Below are 20,684 nucleotides of genomic sequence, written 5' to 3' on the forward strand. Positions count from 1 at the left end.
TAAAAAGATTTGTTATACTCATGCCTTTATTTTTCCATGATTAAAACAAGGAGTTGGCATGAGCGTTCGCCATTTTTTAACATTACTTGACTTATCCAAAGAAGAACTTCGCACCGTTATCAGTCGTGCCAGTGAACTTCGCCAAATGCAACACAAAGGCGAGATTTATCGCCCCTTTGTCGGTCGCACGCTTGCCATGATTTTTGAAAAATCCAGCACTCGCACCCGTGTGTCCTTTGAGACAGGCATGGGGCAGTTTGGCGGTCAAGCTCTGTTTTTATCGCCCAATGATACCCAGCTTGGGCGTGGCGAACCGATAGAAGATTCGGCGCGTGTTATTAGCTCGATGACCGATATCGTGATGATTCGTACATTCGCCCATGAGCGTGTAGAGACCTTTGCCAAACACTCGTCCGTGCCTGTCATCAACGCCTTGAGCGATGATTATCACCCCTGCCAACTACTTGCTGATATGCAGACCTTTTTTGAACACAAAGGCGACATCAAAGGCAAGACGGTAACATGGGTCGGCGACGGCAACAATATGTGCAACTCATACATCTTAGCGTCCGAGCAGTTTGATTTTCATCTGAACATCGCCACGCCAAAAGGCTATGAGCCAAACAGTGAACTGGTCGCCAAATACGCTCACCGCTTGACTTTGACAAATAGCGTTGCCGATGCGGTCAAAGACTCACACCTTGTCGTTACAGACGTATGGGCGAGCATGGGGCAAGAAGCCGAGCAGAAAAAACGTGAAGCTGACTTTGCAGGTTTTCAAATCACGCCCAAGCTACTAGACACCGCTGATAAAGACGTGCTGTTTATGCACTGCTTGCCTGCTCATCGTGGCGAAGAGATCAGCCATGACCTGCTAGATGACCCCCGCTCGGTGGTGTGGGACGAAGCAGAGAATCGTTTGCACGCCCAAAAGGCACTGATGGAGTTTTTGTTAAAAGATAAAATTAAATTGGCTTAATACTGATTGTCCGCCATCAAGGGGTGTGCCTAGCATGCCCCTACATCTATATATCATTGAATTTACCGTAATTTTAAGTTTTTGGGCATATTTATCCTACCCCATGCCCTTTTTAAAACCCATCGTTATATTAGGCATAAATAATTTGGATTATGTTAAATAAAATTTCCCTTAAAAATTTCCCTTAAAAATTTCCCTTAAAAATTTCCCTTAAAAATTTCCCTTAAAAATTTCCCTTAAAAATTTCCCTTAAAAATTTCCCTTAAAAATTTCCCTTAAAAATTTCTCAACTTAAACATCTCAAAAATCAAACAAGCCCTATACTCAGCGAGCTTTTGATGGTAGAATAAGCCATTTTAAAATGCGTTATCTGCCATGAGTATCTTTTCCAAGCTAAAAAATTCCAAACTCAAAAGCCTAGCCTGTGCCATCGATGATGATTTGAGTGCGGTGCTAGAACGTGACCCTGCCGCTCGCACCAAGATTGAGATCGCCCTGACTTATCCGGGCATTCATGCTCGCACCTTGCACCGTGCGTCTCACACCCTATGGCAGGCTGACCACAAATTTTTGGCAAGGGGTTTGTCGCACTTGACACGCATGGCAACAGGCATTGAGATTCATCCTGCCGCCAAGATTGGCAAACGTCTGTTCATTGACCATGGCATGGGGGTCGTCATCGGTGAGACAGCCGAGATTGGCGATGACGTGACTTTATATCATGGTGTCACGCTTGGCGGGGTGTCATGGGAGAAAGGCACAAAACGCCACCCCACACTTGGCGATAATGTCGTGGTCGGCGCAGGGGCGAAAATCTTGGGTGGTTTTAGCGTGGGCGACAACGCCAAAATCGGTTCAAATGCCGTGGTTGTCAAGCCTGTCCCTGCAGGGGCGACCATGGTCGGTTCGGCAGCTCGCATGATTGACAAAAACATCAAAAACACCGAAACAAGCGATGACATCAAAAGCGACACACCCAAGCCTAGCACCCCCGATAAGGGTATCCGCCTAGAATCTACCAATGACGCCAGTTTCAACGCCTATGGGCTAAGCCCAAACAGTGCCGACCCTGTGGCAACGAGTATCGCCAAACTACTCGCTCACATCCAAGCCCAAGATAAGCACATTGAAGCATTGCAAAATGCCATCTGTCGTCTTGACCCTGAGTTCTGCAAATCCAATATTGACAACCTTTGCAAAGACGATTTGGCAATCTTAACCGATGATGACGGCAAATAACCATCAAACCCAAACCCTACTTTTATCCACTTATTATTTACCAATCCAGTCTAATTTGACACACCAACATCACAGGAAACTCTCATGGCATGGCAACAAATTCACCTACAACTGACCAAAGAGCAAGTTGAACTTGCCGAAGCACTGTTCTATGAAGCCGAAGCGGTCTCCATCCTACTAGAAGACGCAGGCGATGAACCGCTGTTTGAGCCCATGCCCGGTGAAGAGCCATTATGGGGCGAGGTGGTGCTGACCGCCATTTTTGACACCAACACCGATGGGCGATTTGACGGCACCAACTTTGAGAGCCTTGCCCATGACATCGCCGCCGAAGTCAGGGCAAGCCGTGTGTGGCTATCAGTGCTTGATGATAAGGACTGGACACGTGAGTGGATGACCCATTACAAGCCCATCCAATGTGTTGGTAATCTGTGGATAGTCCCCGAATGGCTAGACGCTCCCGACCCAGACGCTACCAACCTTATCCTAGACCCCGGTCTTGCCTTTGGTACGGGCTATCACGCCACCACTCGGCTGTGCCTTGACTGGCTGACCACGCAGGATTTGACCGATAAAGTCGTCATTGACTATGGCTGTGGCTCGGGGATTTTGGGCGTGGGAGCGTTACTGCTTGGGGCTAAGCAAGTATTGGCGGTGGATATTGACCCCCAAGCGGCGCTTGCTACCCACCAAAACGCCAAACTAAATGGCGTCGAAGATAAGATGTTGGTATTTTTGCCCGATGAATTTAAGGCTTATCAACAAACGCATGATGTACAAGCGGACACGATTACCGCCAATATCCTAGCCAAGCCACTCATTCACTTTGCTCCATTGTTTGCCACCTTGTTAAAGGATAAAGGCAATATTGTCTTGGCAGGGCTTATTGAAAACCAAGTCAATGATGTTATGATGGCATACCAACCCTATTTTGACCTTGACACGCCCTATCATTATGACAACAGCGAAGACCATCATTGGTATCGTTTATCCGCTATTAAGCACAGCTGAGCGGATTAAAATTGTCAAATTCGTAACAATTTAGTAGCATAAAGAAAAATAGTGTATACGATGTTGATGATATAAAAATCATCATCCAACCTTTGTCTAAATTGGATTTAACAAAAACATGAGCAACCAAACTAAGTGCCCCCATTGCCAAACGACCTACCCCATGCCGACCGCCAAACTTGGCGACCCCAATGCTCGTGCCAAATGCGGTAAGTGTCAGCAAGTGTTTTTTCTAAATGCCAATCTGGTCAGTAGCTCGCCTGCTGCTCAAGCTCAAAGACAGACAAATCCCACCCCACAACCCCAAGCTCAGACAGCCCAAACAGTGGCACGCTCTGCCCCAACCACCTCACAAGAGCCATCCACCCCCAAACGTACCAAGCGTGTCAAACCTGTACCCACCGAAGGCATGATTCATGACGAGATGGATGGCATTGAAGAGAACAAAACCAAAGCTGTCTCTGGCGTGAGTTTTTCTGATGATGAGTTGGACAGCTTTTTAAAAGACAACATCAGCTTTGCTCCGACAGTCGCCAAAAGCACCAAGGATGAGATGGCGGATAACGAAGGGGAAGAATCTTGGGCTGATGATTTACTCAAAGACACCAAGCCTGTCAACATCACCCAAACCACTAATACCAGCTCTGCCATAAACAACGTCGATTTGGATGCCATCATCCCTGTCGCCACACCCAAACCCAAAAAACCAACCAACATCAAAGAAATCCAATCAAACAAGCCCACCGCTCAACAACTTGCTACCAAAAAATCCTTAGGGTCACAGTTACTATGGCTTGTCGGGTGTTTGTTGCTCGTTGGGCTACTGGCAGTACAATATGCCCTGTTTAATGTAGATAAACTTGCCAAAAACCCCGAAACCGCCAGCCTTGCTCATACCGTCTGCGGGGTCGTTCCTTGCAACATTCCATCAGCAGATTTAAATGGCTTGGAAGTCACATCATCCCTAGAAAATCAAAAAGACGTCATCATTGACATCACCAACAAAACCAATTTCGAACAACTGTTTCCTTACTTACTGGTGCAGTTTAAAGACAGTAGTGGTGTGGTCGTGGGGGACTTTGTGGCGGACACCAAAGACTACCTTGGCGAATCTCAGACCACCTTACTTGCCAATCAGCACAAGCGGATCATGCTTTCAGTGAACCCTACCCCCAAAGCAAGCTCGGTAACAGTTACGCCATTTTATCAACAACCCTAAGTCACCTAGCACCAAGCTAACTTGCTCTGTTAGATAAAGATTCATCCCATCATTTTGACGGATAAATGACCACTTTGTAATTATTTATTAACACAAATTAACAACAGGATAATACAGCTTAACATTAAAAACATCTCATGACTTGCCAAATTACGGCAATTATTTTACAATAATTCTAGGAAATACGCCTTCTACTAACAGGTGATTGATAGATATTGACTAGGACGTGTTAAACTTTTGTATTTGTAATGAAAAATAGGGGAAATCGCCCGTTTTTCAAGGAAAAAACTTGAGACTGATAGCCATTCTATCAAGCAAGTTTTTGACGATGAAAAACCAGATTTTAGCCATTTTTCATGCAAAAATGCACCTTTATTTCTAAAATATTTCTATATTTTAAATTGTGTTATAAAGGGCAGGCACGCCCTAGCCTACCACTCGCAAGAACAAGGTTAAGTGAGACACAGGAGCTGTTATGATGACCCCCACGCCCCCCATCCAAGAAACCACCCCGCTACATGATGAAGTTAAAAAAGCGGTGGAGAGTTACTTGATGCACCTAAATGGCGAGAACACCACCAACATGTATGAGATTTTTTTACATGAGCTTGAAAGACCCCTGTTGGTAACGGTCATGAGACACACACGCAACAACCAATCCAAGGCCGCCCAAATGCTTGGGCTAAATCGTGGCACACTCCGCACCAAGCTAAAAACGCATGGCTTATTATAATTTTTCCATGTTTTGTACCCGTCATTTTTGGCGGGTTTTCGTTTTGTTTTAATCCCACTTTTAATCCCATTTTATCCACCCTTGTAACCCAAAAAGGTATTTTTATGAAAAAATTTGCCCTACTCTCCGTCTCTGACAAGGCAGGCATTGTAGAGTTTGCCCAAGAATTATCCGCCTTAGGCTTTGGTATTTTGTCCACTGGTGGCACCTTCAAACTCTTGACCGACAATGGTGTCCATGCCACAGAAGTCTCCGCCCACACCGGTTTTGCCGAAATGATGGACGGACGAGTCAAAACCTTACACCCCAAGATTCATGGCGGTATCTTAGGTCGCCGTGAGATAGATGGCGACATCATGGCAAAGCATGGTATCAATGCCATTGATATCGTGGCGGTGAACCTATACCCCTTTGCCCAGACGGTTGCCAAAGATGACGTTACCATGAGCGATGCCATTGAAAATATTGACATTGGTGGCCCTGCCATGGTACGCTCATCTGCCAAAAACCACAAATATGTGGGCATCATCACAAGCCCTGCCGACTACGCCACCGTCATCAACGAGCTAAAAGCAGACGGCAAATTATCAGACAGCACTCGCTTTGATTTGGCGGTTAAAGCCTTTGAACATACCGCCAGTTATGACGGCATGATAGCGAGCTTTTTGGGGGCAAGACTGCTAGACAAAGGCGAGCCATTAAGCGATGATGCCACCGCCAAAACCCAATTTCCACGCACCTTTAACATTCAGCTTAACAAAGTCCAAGAACTCCGCTATGGCGAAAACCCCCACCAAACTGCCAGTTTTTATGTAGAAAGTGGGACAACAGAAGCATCTATCGCCACCGCCAAACAGTTGCAAGGCAAAGAATTATCCTACAATAACATTGCCGACACCGATGCCGCCTTAGAATGTGTCAAATCCTTTGCCAAGCCTGCCTGCGTAATTGTCAAACACGCCAACCCTTGCGGTGTGGCGGTATCGCTTGACGGCATTTTAGACGCTTATAACCTAGCCTATGCCACCGACCCTGAATCTGCCTTTGGCGGGATTATCGCCTTTAACCGTGAGCTAGATGTGGATACTGCCAAAGCCATCATCGACCGTCAATTTGTCGAAGTCATCATCGCCCCAAGCGTGGCAGACGGTGTGCTTGACATCACGTCCACCAAGAAAAACGTGCGTGTACTGACTTGTGGCGAATTGCCAAACATTGACGAACGCACGCCACAGCTTGATTATAAGCGTGTGAATGGCGGTCTGCTTGTCCAAGAGCAGGATTTGGGTATGATTGACAAATCCGACCTAAAAGTCGTTACCAAGGCACAGCCCACCGAACAAGAGCTTGATGATTTGATTTTTGCATGGAAAGTTGCCAAATACGTCAAATCCAACGCCATCGTCTATGCCAAAAACCGCCAAACCATCGGTATCGGTGCAGGGCAGATGAGCCGTGTGAACTCCGCTCGCATTGCCGTCATTAAAGCCGAACACGCAGGACTGCCTGTTGAAGGAGCGGTTATGGCATCGGACGCCTTTTTCCCATTTAGAGACGGCATTGATAACGCCGCCAACGCTGGCATCAAATGTATTATCCAACCGGGGGGTTCGATGCGTGATGAAGAAGTCATCGCCGCCGCCGATGAGCATGGCATTGCCATGGTGTTTACCGGCATGAGACATTTTAGACACTAAAAATTAGGACATATCCCAACCAACAATAAACCCCTATCTTGGGGTTTATTTTTTGCTTATATAATCACCAAAGGGCGTGTTCAACACACCCCTACAAAGGCATTTTTCAAGATTTGACATTGGTGCAAATTGGGGTTAATTTGTTGTATCTTACACCATACGAATGCTTGGCAAATGCCAATCATACCGCACCGCCAGCATTCGCACACCAAACACCACCATCAGCATGGCAAGCTCGCACAGCCACGCCACCACACCCAGTCGTCCCAGCCCCAGATAGGTCAGCGACCCCAAGATACTGGCGGTAATATAAATCTCCTTTTGCAGTACCATCGGCAACTCTTGGCAAATCATGTCTCGCATGATACCGCCTGCGATACTCGTCATCACCGCCATCATCACGGCAATCAGCGGTGTCGCCCCCATCGATAACGCCACCGTCAGCCCAATCACACTAAATGCCGACAGCCCAATGGCGTCAAACAACTTTAACACGCCGTTCATGCGTGCCGTCGGACGAAAAAACATCTGACATAGGATTGATGTTATCGTAATGGCGAACACATAATTTAAATCTATCGTCCAAAAGAGCGGATGTCGGTCAAGCATGACATCACGAATCGTCCCACCGCCAATGGCATTGACCATAGACACCAAGATACAGCCAAACAAATCAAAACCCTTACTAATGGCAAGCATGGTGCCTGCCACCGCACAGGCAATAACTCCAACAAAATCAAGTACATAAATCAAACTTGCCGTATTAATCGGCTGAGCTAACTCTATCATAATCATTCTATCATCAAAAAATCGGGTAAGATACCCGATTTTTATTTATAATCTTAAAATAGTTTATATAAATCAATGGTTTATTATTACAACCCAATCTCACCGATGAATGGCAAATGGCGGTATTTTTGTTCATAATCCAAGCCATAACCCACGATAAAGCGGTCTTCGACTTCAAAACCCAAAAACTTCACGTCCATGTCTATCTCACGGCGAGACGGCTTACTGACCAGCGTGCATAGCTCAATGGAGTTTGGCTCACGGGTTTTTAAAATATCCACGACCTTAGACAAGGTACGCCCAGAGTCAATAATATCTTCGACAATCAGCACATCTTTACCACGAATGTCGCCGTCCAAATCTTTTAAAATCTTAACATCGCCACTAGATACCGTGCCTTTGGCGTAGCTGGATGCGGTCATAAAATCAAACTCATGCGGTTTGTCAATCGCTCGGCACAAATCCGCCATAAAAATTACCGAACCACGAAGTAGCCCGATTAAAATCAGCTCTTTGTCGCTGTTGGCATAATGGGCGGTGATTTGTTTGCCAAGCTCGCTCACTTTTTGGGCGATTTCTTCGCTACTAATCATCACGTTTAGATTTGGTATGGTCATAAAACTACCTTTTGGTTTTGTTAAAATTGATTTAAATTTGATATTATTTGGTGCGTACACACCCTACCACTCTTGATATTAAAAAGTGGAATTAAATGGAAGCCATCATCGCTGGCGAATATATCGCCCAAACAAAAGCTAGGGCGATTAAAAAAGACAGCACAAGCACCAATAGCCCAATATGCCATTCTTTTTTAATGATTGCCACACTGCCAATGATTAAATTAAGTTTTGGGATTAGCCAAATGGCTTTTGCTTGGGTGATTGACAGCATAAAAGCCGTATAAGGCACAATCTCAACGCCAAAACCCTCCCACATTCTAAGCAATTTATTTAACTCGTGTGGATTATAACCGCCAAGCAGATAGATAAACACACCTTGAACACCTACGCATATCAGCAGTAATAGGATAAAAAGTGCTTTTATTATCATATTTGACTCACAATCAATCCAACACAGGATTTATCGTTGGGATTTTGTTGCTAAATTTTGGGTTAAAGGTCTGCACTTGTGGGGCGGTTGGCAAGCCAATATCGGCAAGTTTTTCACTCACGCCCACTTGGATATTATCGCCTTCAAAGAGCCGTTCATCGTCCGTCCGCTCGGTTTTTAGACTTTCAAAATCAAACAATTCACGGTCGGCAAGCTGACTTGGGGCGACATTTTGCAAGGCTTTAAACATACTGGCTAGGCGTTTTGGGTGAGCGTTATCCCATTCCCGAAGCATATCATTTATCATCGCCCGTTGCAGGTTTTCTTGTGAGCCACACAGCCCACAAGGAATAATGGGAAACTGCTTATAATTGGCATATTTAATAATATCCTTTTCGGCAACATAGGCAAGCGGACGGATGAGCACGTTTTGTTTGTCATCGGATAACAGCTTAGGGGGCATGGCTTTTAGACTTCCGCCATGAAACAAATTCAAAAAGAAAGTCGCCAAAATATCATCACGATGATGACCAAGTGCAATCTTGGTCGCCCCAATCTGCTTGGCAAAGCCGTACAACGAGCCACGTCTTAGGCGAGAGCAAGCCGAGCAGTAAGTTTTGCCTTCTGGCACGACTGATTTTACGATACTATACGTGTCCTTTTCTAGGATATAATGCGGAATGCCTTGTTTGGATAGGTATTCGGGCAGGACGTGTTCGGGGAAATTGGGCTGTTTTTGGTCAAGATTGACCGCCACAACATCAAAGTTAATCGGAGCAATGCGTTTTAAAAACAGCAAAATATCAAGCAAGGTAAAGCTGTCCTTACCGCCTGAGATACACACCATGACGACATCGCCGTCTTCAATCATGTTAAAATCACGAATCGCCCACGACACTTCTTTACGCAGTTTCTTTTGTAGTTTCTTGAAACGGGCGGATTTGATGCCGTCATCAAAGTCATGCTCATCATCGCCGTCCGTGTCCGTCTCTCGCTCGCTGTCGGCAGATAGGGCGTGAATGATTTCAGAATGGCTTTCTACATCGTTTAGAATTTCTTGGTTTGAAATGTCATCGTTCAAGGTTTGGCTGTCGGTCATGGCTGTTTCTCAAATTTATATTTGGTTTAATATTGGGCGAATTGCAATTCGCCCCTACATTCCAATAAAAAACGGTTATTTGGTGTGTGGTACGCACCTACCATTTTTAAATCTATTTTTAAATCATGATTTTGGTTTTACCGTATATTTTTTGGGTTTGCCCGATTGATTGGTTTGGGTGTTGTCAATGGGTATGGCAACCAATTTACCGTCAATCTTTTCATAGCGTACTTTTGGCTTATCTGATTTAGCAGGTTCATTATCATAAAATCTGTCTTTACCTGTTTGTCTTTTATCAAATGGTTTATCAGATTTATCAAATTTTTTATTAAAAGATTTGTCTTTATCAAATGACTTTTTGCCATTATCTCTAAAACCACCTTTAAAATTATCTTTTTTAAAGTTGTCTTTTTTGTCATCTTTTTTAAATCGTGGATTGTCTGATTTATCAAATTTTTTATCAAACGATTTTTCAAAAGATTTATCAAAAGACTTTTTAAATTCTCGCCCTTTTGAATGTTTTATCTCGCCTTTTTTATCATTGTTTTTGTCATGACTATAATTATCATGATAAGCCGTTATTTCATCTTGCCAATCGTCATTCACCGTATCAAATGCACTTTCAAATTCATAAACTTTCATCATTTGATTTTTGTGCGTGATTTTAAAACTTTGATGAATGGGTTTTTTAAGATTAAAATCCACGCCAATGGTTTTATCGGTGATTGGCGTTACGTCATAGCGGGCTTTGACTTCATCGTCCAACACAAATTTGGTAAAGTTATTACTAAAATACAGTACGCCATTTGGGGCAAGGCGGTTCATGGCACGGCTAATCAAGGCAACATGGTCTCTTTGTACGTCAAATGTTCCCTTAAACTTTTTGGAATTGGAAAAAGTGGGTGGGTCAATGAATATCACGTCAAATTGTTCGGTGTTATTTTTTAGCCAGTCAAATACATCGGTGGCGATGAATTGATATTTTGGTGTATCGTCTAAGGTTTTGGCGGTCAAATCAAGCCCATTTAGAGCAAAATTTTGTTTGCCCCAATTTAAATAATTGGCGGATAAATCCACACTCGTTACCGATTTTGCTCCGCCCATTGCCGAATGCACGCTGGCGGTACAAGTATAGGCAAATAGATTTAAGACATTTTTGCCACGACTGGCATTTTTTATCATTTCACGGATATTGCGGTGGTCAATAAATAGCCCCGTATCCAAATAATCAGTAAAATTCACATACAAATACGCCCCATGCTCATGAGCGACATACATTTTTTTAGACTTTTGATTATCGTCTTTGGTGTTTTTGGTATATTGGTCATTGCCCGATTGTCGCATACGGGTTTTTATAAAAATGCTTTCACGGTGAACATTAAAAATATCCCGAATGGCAGACAAAACCAAATTAAAACGGGCTTTGGCAATATCGGTGGGAATTTGTTTTGGCGGGGCGTATTCTTGGACATGAATTTTATCGCCATAAATATCAATCGCCACATTATAATTGGGCAAATCAGCGTCATAAATTCGCATATTGCTGATATTGTTTTTTTGGGCGTGTTTTTTTAGGCTTGTGATATTTTTTTGTAAACGGTTGATAAATTCTTGGCTGTCAGGATTATCAATTTCTTTTTTATTAAAATTGACAATCAATTCATGTGCCAAACGGTCGGTTTTGGCAAATTCTACCGCCCCATGACGAAAATAGACAGTCAATGCCCCGTTGTGGCATTTTAGGGTGTTTGGTTCGCTAATCGGCAAGGTGTCAGCGTGTTCAATGTGGCTTGCCAGCACCGCCATGTCTGCACGCCCCACATGGCGTAAACCGTCCGCCACGATAAGCCCCAAGCCGTGATACAAAGGCTTGATAAAATCGCTCTCGCCCAGCCGTTCGCCATAAGGGGGGTTGGTGATGACAAGCGGATAGGCGGTGGCAAGCTCGCTCAGCACGGCTTTGGCGGTGGCAAGCGATCGCTGTTCTAGGCGGACGTACTCGGCAATGGGGGCAAGGGCGGACGCTATCAGGTTCTTGTGACAGGCACGCACGGCATGAGCGTCAGCGTCTAGGGCAAGGGCGGTAAAGTCGCCTTTGATAATCTCTTTTTCTAGGCTTGCAAGGTTGGCATGAAAGTCGTCCAAGGCTTTACTAGCAAGGGTTTGCCACAGCTCGTCATCGTGGTGTTGCCAATGATAAAAGCCAAAATCGCTTGCTTTTTTGTCAATGCCCACAGGGTAGGCAGTTTTCATGAGTAAGGCTTCGGTAATGAGCGTGCCAGAGCCACACATGGGGTCAATAATGGCGGTATGCTCGCCCTTGTGCCAGTTGCATTCATAAAGCAACGCACTTGCCAAATTTTCTTTTAAAGGAGCGTCCGTGTTCGCCACACGATAGCCACGGCGGTGCAGGCTCGTGCCTGATAGGTCAAGATACAGCTCGGCAAGCTCACCTGTGGCGTGGGCGTAAATATGAAAATCAGGGGATTTGTCCACGTTTGGTCGCTCGCCTAATTTTTTGTTAAAGCAGTCAGCGACAGCGTCTTTGATACGCAAGGTGGCAAATTGTTGGTTTACCGACAGGCGTTTGTCGGTGGATAGGCGTATGGCAAAGGTGTTATCCACGCCAAACACGCCAGTCCAATCATAGCGACTGGCGAACTCATACAAGGCGGTGGGTACGTCTTCGTCAATGACTTTGGTCTCTACCGTGCGGGTGGTTTTTTTACCGCCACTTTCACGCACTTGGTTTATGGTTTGGGTTTTTTGGCGAAAATAATACTCGCCAATGGGTAATAACACACGGCTTGCCACTCGGCTATATAGGCAAATTTTGTAAAAGTCGGCAAGCGACACGCCCACACGCACCCGCCCCGTCCGCACAATCTGCCCTGCCAGCCCAAATAGATCAAGCTCTATCAATAAGGCATTTTCAAGACTGTCCGCACAGGTGATGACAACATCAAAGGCGGTGGGGGTAAAATCGGCAAAGGGTAGTTTTGGCATGGTGTGGGCTTATTTGATAAGAATTTTTGATAAGAATTTTGGTAAGGGGTTTGGGTAAACCAAGTATTATAGCATAATTTGGGACGGGTATGGTAGTGGCAATTGTTGTTTTTGGGGTGATGTTTAGCAGGGTAAATGGGCGGGGCAAAATGATGTTAGTGCCATTGTCAAGATGATTGCTTGTTATTATCAATTTAAATTACAAATAATTGTATAAATAACACCAGTTTATTTAATTAATTGTTACTGCTTTTTATGGCAATCTCTACATCTTCTTCTTTGTCATTGATATTTTTATCCAATGCTTGATGAATCATTGCCAAGCGTTTTTCTTTATCATCTGAGCGGTTAAATAATATCTCTTGATAAGGATAAGGGGTTTCAAATCCTGCTTCGTCTAAGGCTCGTTTAATACGCTCATTGATGTTTTCTTTGATAATCGGAATACGGGCAACCGATAATGGGGCAACCCAAAAACGCACAATAAAATAAATGGCATATTCGCCCACTTCACTGACGGTCGCCATAGGGGCTGGGTGTTTTAAAATCACTTCATCTTTACTTAATGTTTTGATGATGATTTCTTTGGCGTGGGCGACATCATCATATAAACCAATTCTTGCTTTGACATCAAATCTTATCATCTTTTTGGACGTTAGGTTAATCACTTCCGATGATGACATGGTCGAATTAGGAATGATGATAATGATGTTATCACGGTCAAGAATTTGCGTGGCTCGCAGGGAGATTTTGACCACTCGCCCTTCTTTATCACCCAACCGAATCCAGTCGCCCACTTGAAACGACTGTTCTATCAAAATGGTAATGCCCGCAATGAAGTTGGCAAGCGTGCTTTGGGCGGCAAAACCCACTGCCAAACCCACAATACCCAAACCTGCCACTAAGGAGACAATATCAAAACCGAACTGGGCGAGTACGCTTGCCAAAGCAAAAACGATAATCAGCACCAAAATCAAGTTTTTAAGCAGTTGTTCAATGGACGCATTGAGTTCATAGTAACGTAACACTCTGGCGACCATTTGCCCACTGGTCGCCCACAGCACATAATAAAACCCCGCCCAAGTCGCCGCTTTTGCCGTTGCCTTAATGGTCTCTGCCTGCGTGCCAATCTGCGTCATCACCGCAAGCAAGCTCGCCACAAACCATGTATAGCGTAGCACCGCCCGAGCAATCCAAACATGACGCTGTGATAGGTGTAGCGGACGGCGACAATGCTTTAATAAATAGACCAACAGCCAATAAAAAAAGCCAATAATAACCAATAAAATCAATATCTTAATACTGATACTGGCAAAAGCCATGCCCCGCTCTGTCCAGTTTAGGGTCTCATCTTCGAGCGAACCGCCAAGCGACACATACACGCTTTGGTACAAATCATTTAGGATTTTTTCAAAAAAATGGGGTAGGTTCATGAGCTGACGAATGGACGATGATAAAATGGGCGATAGCAACCGACAAATAAACCACATCAGCAAAGATGTGGTAGAATGAATAGGGTTTGTGAATTATAACATAAAGCCTATGATATTAAAAAGAGTTTTAGCCAAATATTGACCGAAAAGCGTTTTATTGGGTATAATCATCATACCAATGATTAACAACACTTTATTAAACGTTTGACATAGGAGCATGCCATGATTTTAGACATTCCCCCAATTATAGAACAAAATATTGCCATTCAAGCTCAAAAACAGGGCATGAGTGCCAATGAATGGGCAATTTCGATTTTACAAAAAGCCAGTAATCCTGATGAAATGCTATTGGCAGATTTTATCAAGAATAAACAATTAAACAGTTTTCAAGGCAATCCTACGGACATTCAAAAGGCAATGCGTGATGAATGGCAATAATTACCTGCTAGATACTTGTTTTATTTTAGGGATTTATAATGGCGATGAACACGCCCTATCTTTAATGCAAAACATTAGCTTAAAGCAATGCTCGGTTAGTGTGATTACTTATATGGAATTACTTGGCTATCATGGCATTAGCCCACAAGATGAAAAAGAACTAACTCAATTTTTAAGCTTAGTTAAATGCATTGATATCAGCCAAGATATTAAACACACCACCATTCAACTTAGAAAACGCCATAAAATAAAACTTCCTGACTGCATTGTATTGGCAACGGCTCTTGTTGATGATTTACAATTATTAACCGTAGATAATGGATTAAAGAATAAATTTTTAAAAGAGACGAATAACTTCTAATAATTTTATTTTTTGATCATGTTAATTAATGATAATATTAAACAGATTTTACAGAGAGTGAATTACATAGCCAATTAACCCCGATTTGCACCAATGCTAAGTTTTAAAAAATTTATTTATCTGATAGCAGGGTGTGTAATACGCATCTCACTGTAATTAGTGTATTTTGAAGTTAAATGATTATAACCCCTTACCCTACCAATTTTACCTACCAAAAATTCAACTAGGATTATGTTAAATAAATTTTGATAAACATAAAAAAGAGCGAATATTTTCGCCCTTTTTATCAAGTCCAATTACCACGCCTGCGACAATGCCGACAATACGCCTTTTAGCATGGCAGAGACGGTACTGCTACACACGCCAAAAACAGACATACCCCAAACCACACAAAAATAAACCCAGCTTATCACTAAGCTGGGTGTGGGTAAGATTAAAATGAATTTTCCTTGCCATTCCTAACGGCGATTTAGTTCCTATTATCCTGGTTTTTTTCTTGATTTTATCATCGATTTTATCACCATATTTTTGTGTATTATAAAAATTCTGCCCATCGCTGACCATTGGTAAAATGCCTAAAATTTTGTAAGCGATTGCCGACATTTGTGTGAAAACTTATCAGTTTTACTGATGTTTACTGGAAAATTTATGAAATTTAACAAAAACACTTGCTTTTTTTGCCCAAAAAAGGCATAGTTATGGGTTACAACTTTTTAATAAATTTAAGGTGTTAATTATGGCAGATAAATTAACTGTCGGTCTTGTGGGCTGGCGTGGCATGGTTGGTTCGGTACTCATGAACCGCATGATTGAAGAAAATGATTTTGAGCATATCACTCCTGTGTTTTTTTCAACCAGTAATGCAGGTGGCAACGCCCCTGATTTTGGTGGCAAAATCAAGAGCGATAGCACATTAAAAGACGCAAACGACATCAATGAGCTTGCCAAATGTGATGCCATCATCACCTGTCAAGGGGGCGACTACACCAAAGCAGTACACCCTGCCTTGCGTGAAAGCGGTTGGAATGGTTACTGGATTGATGCGGCAAGCTCACTGCGTATGGACGACAACGCCATCATCATCTTAGACCCAGTTAACCGCAACGTCATCGATGATGCTCTAGCCAATGGCAAAAAAGACTTTATCGGTGGTAACTGCACCGTAAGCCTTATGCTCATGGCAATCGGCGAGCTGTTCCGTCGTGATTGGGTAGAGTGGGTGTCTGCCATGACTTATCAAGCAGCAAGCGGTGCAGGAGCCAACAACATGCGTGAGCTTATCTCTGGTATGGGTGTACTGCGTGATAGCGTGGCAGACAAACTTGCCGACCCTGCATCTGCCATTTTGGAGATTGACCGCACCATCGCTGACACTCAGCGTTCGGATGAGTTTCCCAAACAGCATTTTGGGGCGGTGCTTGCAGGTAGCCTAATCCCTTATATTGACAGTCAACTTGATAACGGTCAATCCCGTGAAGAGTGGAAAGGTCAAGCCGAAACCAACAAAATCCTAGGTAAAGCCGACAGCGAACTTATCAATATTGACGGTATTTGTGTGCGTATCGGGGCAATGCGTTGCCATAGCCAAGCCTTGACCATCAAACTCAAAAAAGACATTGCCCTTGACGAGATTGAACAAGCTCTGATTGATGCAAAAAGCCCTTGGCTTGACGTTGTCCCCAACAACAAACCCGACAGCATGGCACGCCTAACCCCTGTGGCGGTAACGGGTACGCTAAATGTGGCGGTCGGTCGTCTGCGTAAGATGAACATGGGTGGCGAGTATTTGACTGCCTTTACCGTGGGCGACCAACTACTGTGGGGGGCTGCCGAACCACTTCGCCGTATGCTTGCCATCATTCAAGGGCGTATTTAACCCTTAAACCTGCTTAGCCTACCCAAGCAGAATGTTGTTAGGTTGAGCGGTTTTGGTTTTTGCAGATATTGTAAAGTTTTGCAAAAATCTTACCGCTTGCCTACATTTTAATACCATATATTTGCAAATTATCAAAATAAGCTAGCATTTTTTGCCATATTTTGTTATAAATGCACCATAAAACCGTTTATTTGACGGTCTCTTTTTATTCATTATTGACAACCCTTTAAAGGATAACTATGTCTTGGCATAAAACTCACCGCACTACTTTTATTTATCAAGCAGTGCTTGCTTCGTTGTTTGGTATGGTAAGCCTAAATGCTTCTGCCATGAATCTAGGTCAAGCCAACATCACATCGGCACAACATGAGCCTTTATCTGCCACGATAAATGTTACCAATATTGATGCGGCAAACTTCCATGCATCTGTCGCCAGTAACGACATCTATCGCCAGATGGGTCTTAGCCCCGATGCTCAGATTTCGGTGAGTTTTACACCCACATCAAACAACGCAGGTCAAATCACCCTAACTTCCAACCAACCCATCAGCACACCCTTTGCTGATGTCGTACTAAACTTAAATAACAACGGCGAGCAAATCATTGAGCCACAGACCTTGCTCATGCCTTTGCCTGCCACCAATGCTTTCACCCTACCTGAAGACAAAGTAACGCAGGTAGTGACCGCTGAGACCCGACCCAACCTACCCGAAACCAGTCCCATCACCGAAACACCTGATGACTTCATGCAGTTTGACGAACCAATAACACAGGTCATTACTCAAGGCACCCCTGTGCTTGAACCCGTACCCACTGCCATAGGCACCAGTGAAGGCAACATCATCTCCAAAGAAGAAGCGGTATTATCACAAATCACCCCTGAAGGCACCAACAGACAAGTTGATATCCTAACCGAAGAGATAGTGCGTCGTGTATACCCTGCTGGGCAAGTACCGCCGATGCCTACCGCTCCAACGTTTGATGAGCCATTCATCGCCCAAGACACCATGGCAGAACAACCCGCATCACAACCTGAGCAAACCCAAACAACAGCACCTACCGAATCCCAGTCAGGTCAAGCGACTTATGTTGTGCAACAAGGCGATAGCTTGTGGAGTATTGCGAACGTCATTGCACAAGCAAACAACATGAGTGTTAATGAAGTGATGACTGCCATCCATGAAACCAATCCTGACGCTTTTAGCAAAGGCAACATCAACCAACTCAAAACAAGTGCCAACTTAAACCTACCCAGCTATCAAGTTGTGCCATCACAAAAAGCGATTGCCGAAGCGATTGAAGCCAGACGTGCCAGCAGAGAGCGGGCCGTTACCGCAAGACAATCAGCAAGCAGAAGTAGCACAGCAAGACAAACCAGAAATGACACGCCAAGACGTGGCAGTCAAGTGACCGCCAAGCCCGCTCAAAAAGCACTACCAAGAGCTCAAATGACCTTGGTAACACCTACTCAACAAGGCAGTGCCACAGGCACCAACAGCAAACCTACATCTAACACAACAGCAGGTGGTGGTAACTTGGCAGGCACCCTTAAAAATACACGTCAGCAAACTGCCAATAACGCCAAACGTGTCAATAGCCTAAACGAAGAGCTCTCATCAGCTGCCAGAAAAGTTCAGTTGCAAAACCAAAGGCTTGCCGAACTTGAAAATCGTCTAAAAAATCTCAAAGAGAAACAATAATTAACAAGGGTAATACCCACCAAGCCTGTTCAAGCAGGCTTGTCAAATTGGAGTTATTATGGAAACCATTATTATTGCCATTGGTGCTGTTGTTGTAATTGGTATTGTGGCATTTTTTGTATTAAAAAAACTACAAGCCCAAAAATCAGAACTACCTGCCAGCCCACAAGCCCACTTGCCCACTCAGCAAGCTCCTGTGGCACCTGCACCCACACCCACCGCTACTGATGAGCTTGCCACGGCTGATGCACACATTCGCAACCAAAATTATCAAGAAGCCATAGCTGAGCTCAAACGCGTGTTGATGACCAATCCGCGTCATAACGGTGCCATGCTAAAACTACTACAAACTTATGGTGTTACTAAACAGTTTGCCGCCTTTAATCAACTTCATCAAAAAATTCACGAGATTGCCGATGGCGAGACCATTCGTGAAGCTGATTTTTGCAAATCTCTACTAGAAGAAGAGATGACTGGTGCGACAGTTCAAACACCTGCACCAATGCCACAGCCGACACCTGCCCAAACTGCAGCTGTGGTTGCTCCTGCTGCTGCAACAGTCGCTACACACAACCAGACATCCACCGCCTTTGACAGCGGTCTTGACTTTGAATTTGAGACACCTGAGCCTGCCCCCATGGCACCAGCTCCCACCCCTGCCGTCTCTAATGATAATGTTCATGGACTTGATTTTGATTTTGATACATTACAAGATCCAGCACCATCAACCAAACCTGCTGTTACTGACAATGATTTTGACCTAAGTTTTGACGTTCCGTCCCAAGAGCCACAGTCTACCGCAAAGCCTGCCTTGGAAGAGCCTACCTTAGATTTTGATGATTTCTCTTTTGACGAACCATCAAGCACACCACCAGTCAGCGAGCCGACCCTTGATTTTGATACGCTAGATGATGGTTTCAACCAAGACTTGGGTAGCGATTTAGACACCGGTTTGGATGGTGGATTAGCTGGCGACTTATCAGCTGACTTTGACACCACGTCAGCACCAAGTACAGTTGCTCAAACAGCTCCAGCCCCAAGCTCCGATGAGTTAGATGCGTTTGATTTTAACTTTGACGCTCCTACTCCTGCTCCTGCACCAACTCCAAGTGCCAGTTCCGACAGCTCTGACGACTTAGGTTTTGACTTTGATTTGGCACCCGAGCCAGTTGCAACCCCAGTTACCACTGCACCTGTTAATGATTTGGCATTTGACGACTTTGATTTTGATGCCGACTTGTCATCCACTCCTGCACAACCTACCATACCAGCTCCTGCCCCAGCACCCCAAGCTGACGTATCAGACTTTGGCGACTTTGACTTGTCATTTGACACCCAAACCACCCCAACAGCACCTACGCCACAAACGAGTGCTAATGACGGATTGGATTTTGACGGTCTGGATGCTGACTTTGGCTTGGTTGGTGAGCCTGAGCCTGCCGTCAAACCAGCACCCACACCTGCTACCCCCAGTGCTGACTTTGCTGATTTTGACCTAGGTTTGGATAATACGCCAACACCCGAGCCCACCCCTGCCAATACTAATGATGGCTTGGATTTCGGTAGTTTTGACCTAGGTTTGGACACGCAAACAACCCAACCTGCACCATCAAAACCAGTTGCACCAGTACAAGATGCCACACTGGCATTTGATGCCAACGAGCTGGTGTTTGATACAACACCTGCACCTGCCACCGAGACGAGCGACCTTGATTTTGGCGGTTTTGATTTTGCTGAAACACCAGCAGCCACCGCTCCAACAGCCACCCCAAGAGCCACACCACCTGCTCAGCCAGTAGCCACCGAATCCCCTGTGGCAAAACAACCCGCCCAAACAGCAGGGGTGCCATCTGAGCTGAGCTTTGTTGATAATCTTGATAATACAGGGGTAACACTCAATCTTGCCAAACAATATCTTGATCTTGGCGAGTACGACAGTGCCAAACGTCTGCTTGATGAAGTGATACAAACAGGCAGTGCCGCTCAGCAACAAAACGCTCGTGAATTACTGGCTCAGTTAGCATAAATCACGACTTGACAACACAATTAAAGGC

17 protein-coding genes are annotated in these 20,684 nt (G+C 44.5%); 11 read left to right on the forward strand and 6 right to left on the reverse strand.

The features are described 5' to 3' along the window. Positions 1-58 precede the first annotated feature (58 nt). The 6 genes from argF to purH all read left to right on the forward strand — a co-directional run bounded on the left by argF (position 59) and on the right by purH (position 6,878). The gene (gene argF / locus IM753_RS00120) at positions 59-979 is read left to right on the forward strand and encodes an ornithine carbamoyltransferase (RefSeq protein ID WP_065255566.1); all 921 of its coding nucleotides are present in this window, start codon (positions 59-61) and stop codon (positions 977-979) included. A 375-nt stretch (positions 980-1,354) separates the two neighbouring features. Next, positions 1,355-2,218 carry a serine O-acetyltransferase gene (gene cysE, locus IM753_RS00125; RefSeq protein WP_065255567.1) on the forward strand — a complete coding sequence of 288 codons (864 nt, stop codon included), beginning with the start codon at positions 1,355-1,357 and terminating at the stop codon, positions 2,216-2,218. Positions 2,219-2,302: 84 nt separating this feature from the next. Further along, on the forward strand, positions 2,303-3,229 hold the full coding sequence (prmA, locus tag IM753_RS00130; protein WP_065255568.1) for a 50S ribosomal protein L11 methyltransferase: 927 nt from the start codon (positions 2,303-2,305) through the stop codon (positions 3,227-3,229). A 118-nt stretch (positions 3,230-3,347) separates the two neighbouring features. Beyond that, positions 3,348-4,448, forward strand: coding sequence for a DUF3426 domain-containing protein (locus IM753_RS00135; protein WP_194108364.1), 1,101 nt, complete (start codon positions 3,348-3,350; stop codon positions 4,446-4,448). Positions 4,449-4,923: 475 nt separating this feature from the next. Beyond that, entirely contained in the window at positions 4,924-5,181 is a 258-nt protein-coding gene (gene fis / locus IM753_RS00140) for a DNA-binding transcriptional regulator Fis (protein ID WP_065255570.1), read from the forward strand. A gap of 104 nt (positions 5,182-5,285) precedes the next feature. Beyond that, positions 5,286-6,878: a bifunctional phosphoribosylaminoimidazolecarboxamide formyltransferase/IMP cyclohydrolase gene (gene purH, locus IM753_RS00145; protein WP_065255571.1), complete on the forward strand. Its 1,593-nt coding sequence runs from the start codon at positions 5,286-5,288 to the stop codon at positions 6,876-6,878. A gap of 150 nt (positions 6,879-7,028) precedes the next feature. On the opposite strand, the gene IM753_RS00150 is transcribed toward purH, so the two are convergent. The 6 genes from IM753_RS00150 to IM753_RS00175 all read right to left on the reverse strand — a co-directional run bounded on the left by IM753_RS00150 (position 7,029) and on the right by IM753_RS00175 (position 14,255). Beyond that, positions 7,029-7,664 (reverse strand): trimeric intracellular cation channel family protein, encoded by a 636-nt coding sequence (locus IM753_RS00150; protein ID WP_370582547.1) that lies wholly within the window; start codon positions 7,662-7,664, stop codon positions 7,029-7,031. 89 nt (positions 7,665-7,753) lie between these two features. Continuing rightward, the gene (gene hpt, locus IM753_RS00155; protein WP_065255573.1) at positions 7,754-8,284 is read right to left on the reverse strand and encodes a hypoxanthine phosphoribosyltransferase; all 531 of its coding nucleotides are present in this window, start codon (positions 8,282-8,284) and stop codon (positions 7,754-7,756) included. Between the two features lie 91 nt (positions 8,285-8,375). Next, entirely contained in the window at positions 8,376-8,717 is a 342-nt protein-coding gene (locus IM753_RS00160; RefSeq protein ID WP_156065045.1) for a hypothetical protein, read from the reverse strand. A gap of 13 nt (positions 8,718-8,730) precedes the next feature. Then, positions 8,731-9,816 (reverse strand): tRNA 2-thiocytidine(32) synthetase TtcA, encoded by a 1,086-nt coding sequence (ttcA, locus tag IM753_RS00165; protein WP_065255575.1) that lies wholly within the window; start codon positions 9,814-9,816, stop codon positions 8,731-8,733. A gap of 123 nt (positions 9,817-9,939) precedes the next feature. Then, on the reverse strand, positions 9,940-12,822 hold the full coding sequence (rlmKL, locus tag IM753_RS00170; RefSeq protein WP_194108365.1) for a bifunctional 23S rRNA (guanine(2069)-N(7))-methyltransferase RlmK/23S rRNA (guanine(2445)-N(2))-methyltransferase RlmL: 2,883 nt from the start codon (positions 12,820-12,822) through the stop codon (positions 9,940-9,942). A 236-nt stretch (positions 12,823-13,058) separates the two neighbouring features. Continuing rightward, positions 13,059-14,255, reverse strand: a complete 1,197-nt coding sequence (locus tag IM753_RS00175; protein WP_194108392.1) for a mechanosensitive ion channel family protein — start codon at positions 14,253-14,255, stop codon at positions 13,059-13,061. A 222-nt stretch (positions 14,256-14,477) separates the two neighbouring features. On the opposite strand from IM753_RS00175, the gene IM753_RS00180 reads away from it, so the two are divergent. The 5 genes from IM753_RS00180 to IM753_RS00200 all read left to right on the forward strand — a co-directional run bounded on the left by IM753_RS00180 (position 14,478) and on the right by IM753_RS00200 (position 20,656). Further along, positions 14,478-14,693, forward strand: coding sequence for a hypothetical protein (locus IM753_RS00180; protein ID WP_065255578.1), 216 nt, complete (start codon positions 14,478-14,480; stop codon positions 14,691-14,693). Further along, on the forward strand, positions 14,680-15,054 hold the full coding sequence (locus IM753_RS00185) for a PIN domain-containing protein (RefSeq protein WP_065255579.1): 375 nt from the start codon (positions 14,680-14,682) through the stop codon (positions 15,052-15,054). Before IM753_RS00180 ends, IM753_RS00185 begins: the two co-directional genes overlap by 14 nt. Positions 15,055-15,790: 736 nt before the next feature. After that, positions 15,791-16,930, forward strand: coding sequence for an aspartate-semialdehyde dehydrogenase (gene asd / locus IM753_RS00190; protein ID WP_065255581.1), 1,140 nt, complete (start codon positions 15,791-15,793; stop codon positions 16,928-16,930). Between the two features lie 239 nt (positions 16,931-17,169). Continuing rightward, entirely contained in the window at positions 17,170-18,630 is a 1,461-nt protein-coding gene (locus IM753_RS00195) for a FimV family protein (RefSeq protein ID WP_194108366.1), read from the forward strand. 58 nt (positions 18,631-18,688) lie between these two features. Continuing rightward, the gene (locus IM753_RS00200; protein ID WP_065255583.1) at positions 18,689-20,656 is read left to right on the forward strand and encodes a FimV/HubP family polar landmark protein; all 1,968 of its coding nucleotides are present in this window, start codon (positions 18,689-18,691) and stop codon (positions 20,654-20,656) included. Positions 20,657-20,684 lie beyond the last annotated feature (28 nt).

Origin of the sequence: Moraxella sp. K127 (assembly GCF_015223095.1) — a bacterium.
Taxonomy (GTDB): domain Bacteria; phylum Pseudomonadota; class Gammaproteobacteria; order Pseudomonadales; family Moraxellaceae; genus Moraxella.

Bases quoted from the DNA above. Each gene is read 5' to 3' on its own strand.
- argF (WP_065255566.1), top strand. From the start codon at position 59: ATGAGCGTTCGCCATTTTTTAACATTACTTGACTTATCCAAAGAAGAA.
- cysE (WP_065255567.1), top strand. From the start codon at position 1,355: ATGAGTATCTTTTCCAAGCTAAAAAATTCCAAACTCAAAAGCCTAGCC.
- prmA (WP_065255568.1), top strand. From the start codon at position 2,303: ATGGCATGGCAACAAATTCACCTACAACTGACCAAAGAGCAAGTTGAA.
- IM753_RS00135 (WP_194108364.1), top strand. From the start codon at position 3,348: ATGAGCAACCAAACTAAGTGCCCCCATTGCCAAACGACCTACCCCATG.
- fis (WP_065255570.1), top strand. From the start codon at position 4,924: ATGATGACCCCCACGCCCCCCATCCAAGAAACCACCCCGCTACATGAT.
- purH (WP_065255571.1), top strand. From the start codon at position 5,286: ATGAAAAAATTTGCCCTACTCTCCGTCTCTGACAAGGCAGGCATTGTA.
- hpt (WP_065255573.1), bottom strand. From the start codon at position 8,284: ATGACCATACCAAATCTAAACGTGATGATTAGTAGCGAAGAAATCGCC.
- IM753_RS00160 (WP_156065045.1), bottom strand. From the start codon at position 8,717: ATGATAATAAAAGCACTTTTTATCCTATTACTGCTGATATGCGTAGGT.
- ttcA (WP_065255575.1), bottom strand. From the start codon at position 9,816: ATGACCGACAGCCAAACCTTGAACGATGACATTTCAAACCAAGAAATT.
- rlmKL (WP_194108365.1), bottom strand. From the start codon at position 12,822: ATGCCAAAACTACCCTTTGCCGATTTTACCCCCACCGCCTTTGATGTT.
- IM753_RS00175 (WP_194108392.1), bottom strand. From the start codon at position 14,255: ATGAACCTACCCCATTTTTTTGAAAAAATCCTAAATGATTTGTACCAA.
- IM753_RS00180 (WP_065255578.1), top strand. From the start codon at position 14,478: ATGATTTTAGACATTCCCCCAATTATAGAACAAAATATTGCCATTCAA.
- IM753_RS00185 (WP_065255579.1), top strand. From the start codon at position 14,680: ATGAATGGCAATAATTACCTGCTAGATACTTGTTTTATTTTAGGGATT.
- asd (WP_065255581.1), top strand. From the start codon at position 15,791: ATGGCAGATAAATTAACTGTCGGTCTTGTGGGCTGGCGTGGCATGGTT.
- IM753_RS00195 (WP_194108366.1), top strand. From the start codon at position 17,170: ATGTCTTGGCATAAAACTCACCGCACTACTTTTATTTATCAAGCAGTG.
- IM753_RS00200 (WP_065255583.1), top strand. From the start codon at position 18,689: ATGGAAACCATTATTATTGCCATTGGTGCTGTTGTTGTAATTGGTATT.